Origin of the sequence: Aeromicrobium sp. (genome assembly GCF_032084975.1) — a bacterium.
Taxonomy (GTDB): domain Bacteria; phylum Actinomycetota; class Actinomycetes; order Propionibacteriales; family Nocardioidaceae; genus Aeromicrobium.
The window spans coordinates 1-2552 of the sequence record NZ_DAMDLR010000145.1 but is presented as its reverse complement, the minus strand read 5'-3'; the positions used below and the strand labels follow the sequence as shown (position 1 = coordinate 2552).

Annotated in this window: 2 protein-coding genes; both read right to left on the bottom strand. The window is 73.6% G+C overall.

Features of this window, described 5'->3' with window-relative positions; translation table 11 throughout:
- The coding region (locus tag RT323_RS16470) for a GerMN domain-containing protein (RefSeq protein ID WP_313410360.1) at positions 1-1103 on the bottom strand (1103 nt) is incomplete at its 3' end.
- On the bottom strand, positions 1100-2552 hold a 1453-nt coding region (gene mtrB, locus RT323_RS16465; RefSeq protein WP_313410359.1), incomplete at its 5' end, for an MtrAB system histidine kinase MtrB. The genes RT323_RS16470 and mtrB, both read right to left, overlap by 4 nt.

Below are 2552 nucleotides of genomic sequence, written 5' to 3'. Positions count from 1 at the left end.
ACGGGGTCGTCGCCGTCCGACGCGCTGACCCGGGCGCGGTCGGGCCAGACCGCGGCCGCACGGTCCTGCGAGGCCGTGACCCACCTGGCGCCCTCGTCGTCGCGCCCCCACGGTCCCCGCAGGGGCGCTCGTGCACGCACGCCCACCTGGTGGACCGTCCCGCCGGCCACGACGAACGCCCAGCGCCGGGACTTGTCCGGACCGAACGACGCCCATCCCCGCGCGTCCTGGATCGCGTCGCCGGTCGGGGCGACGACCGTCCCGTCCCCCGTGATCTGGAGGTCCGTGACGACGGGCACCTGGCGCAGCGTCCAGGCGACCTGCGCCGAGAGCTGCTTCTGCGCCGAGGGCGAGAGCTCTCCCACCCGCGTCGCGAAGTCGACCTGGGCCACGCCGTCCACGACCGGCACCGAGGCACGCAGGTCGCTCGCGGGCGGCACCGCGGTGATCAGCGCGGGCGTGTCCTCGTGGGGACCGATCGCCAGGCTCGTCATGAGCGACGTGGCCAGCTGGTCGCCCACGACCTCGTGCACGGGGACCGGGACGAGGTGCCGTCCGGCGGCATCGAGGAAGTACAGGTCGAAGGCGCGGACGTAGTCGTCGAACCAGTCCCGGCTCACGAGCACGCCGTCAGGCGGTGTCGCGATGCGCCATTGACCGTCCACGCGGGTCAGCTCGAGATCGAACCGCTGCGCGCGGTCGCTCGATCGGAGCCGACCCTGGGCGTCCAGGCGCGACTCGGTCCTCAGGTCGATCCACCCGGACCCGACCGAGACCGAGAAGACCTCGGCGTCCGTGTAGACGGTCGTGGAGCGACCCGGACGCCACTGCTGGGCCGCCTCGGGCGTCAGGTACTCCGCGGCGACCCGGTGCGTGACCGGGTACGCGAGCATCGCGTCGAGGAAGCCGTTGATGATCTGCGTCTCGGTGGCGTCATTCGCCGGACCGGCCGGCATGTAGCGCACGGTGCTCTCGCCCAGGCCGGCCTCGTCCTCGACGCGCTCGACGGGCCCCGAGGTGGGGATCGCGGCGCACCCCGCCATCACGACCACCGCCAGGGCGACCGCCCCGGCCGCCGCGCGCATCCTCGACATGGTCCTCATGAGAACACCGATTTCGTGACGGGCGACCAGACACGCGTGCCGGGCTCGCGCGGGAGCGTGAGGATGAACTCGGTGCCCCGCCGCGGACTGGACCACACCTCGATCGTGCCACCGTGCAGGGCGGCGTCCTCGCGGGCGATCGCCAGCCCCAGGCCGGTGCCGCCCTGGGCGCGCGCGGGATCGCCGCGCCAGAACCGGTCGAACACCCGCCGTGCCTGCTCGTCGTCCATGCCGACTCCGTGGTCGCGCACCGCGAGCGACACCCGGTCCGGCGCCTGGGAGACGATCACGTCGACCGTCGCCGAGCCGCTGTAGCGCGCCGCGTTGACGATCAGGTTGCGCACCATCCGGTCGACGCGCCGGATGTCGGCCTGCACGACCGCCGGCTGGTCGACCCCGCGCGCGCGGCCCTCGATCCCGGCCCGCGTGAGGGCTTGGTCGGCGGCGGCCGACCGCGCGACCGCCGCGAGGTCGACGGGATCGATCTCGAGCGTGGCCGCACCGGCGTCGAAGCGGCTGAGGTCGAGCAGGTCCGAGAGCAGCGCCTCGAAGCGACCGATCTCGGTGTGGAGCAGCTCGGCGGCGCGCGCCGTGTGCGGGTCGAACCCGGTGCGCGCCTCGAACAGCATCTGGCCGGCCATCTGCACGGTCGTGAGGGGCGTGCGCAGCTCGTGCGAGACGTCCGAGACGAATCGCTGCTGCAGCCGCGACAGGTTCTCGAGCCGGCGGATCTGGCTCTGCAGGCTCTCGGCCATCTGGTTGAACGAGGTGCTCAGGCGAGCGATGTCGTCCTCGCCCTTGACGTGCATGCGCTGCTCGAGGTTGCCGGCCGCGATCCGCTCGGCGATCCGCCGGGCCAGCCGCAGGGGGTCGACGACCTGGCGCGCCACCAGCCACGCGACCAGGGCGACCATCACGAGCAGGACACCGCCACCGGCCAGCAGTGCGTTGCGCACCAGGTCGAGCGTCTCCTGCTGGTCGGCCATCGAGAACACGTAGTACATCGCGTACCGGTCGTTGGAGCCCGGCGCGGTGAGACGTCCGCCCACCGTGACGACGGGGACCTCGCCGCCCGCGCCGAGCGGCGACAGCTCGGAGAACGTCCAGAACGTCCCCTGGTCGGAGGCGACCCGGTCGACGAGGTCGGGCGGGACGTCGGCGATGCCGACCGAGCCCGAGGACCGCACGGGCGCGCCCCGGTCACCGGTCAGCGGCCCCTGCAGGACCAGCTCGTAGGAGCGGTTCTCGCCGCGCGTGGCCGCCAGCGAGTCGACCAGTTGGGTCAGCGCCGGGGACTGGGGCGCAGGCTCGCTGTCGACGGCGGCGTCCAGCTGCGACTGGGCCTGCGCCAGGCCCGCCCGGGCCTCCGCGATCGCGGCGTCGCGCCGGTTCTCGGCGAGCCCGCCGGCGACGTCGCGTAGCAGCGGCCAGCCGACGACGAGGATGACG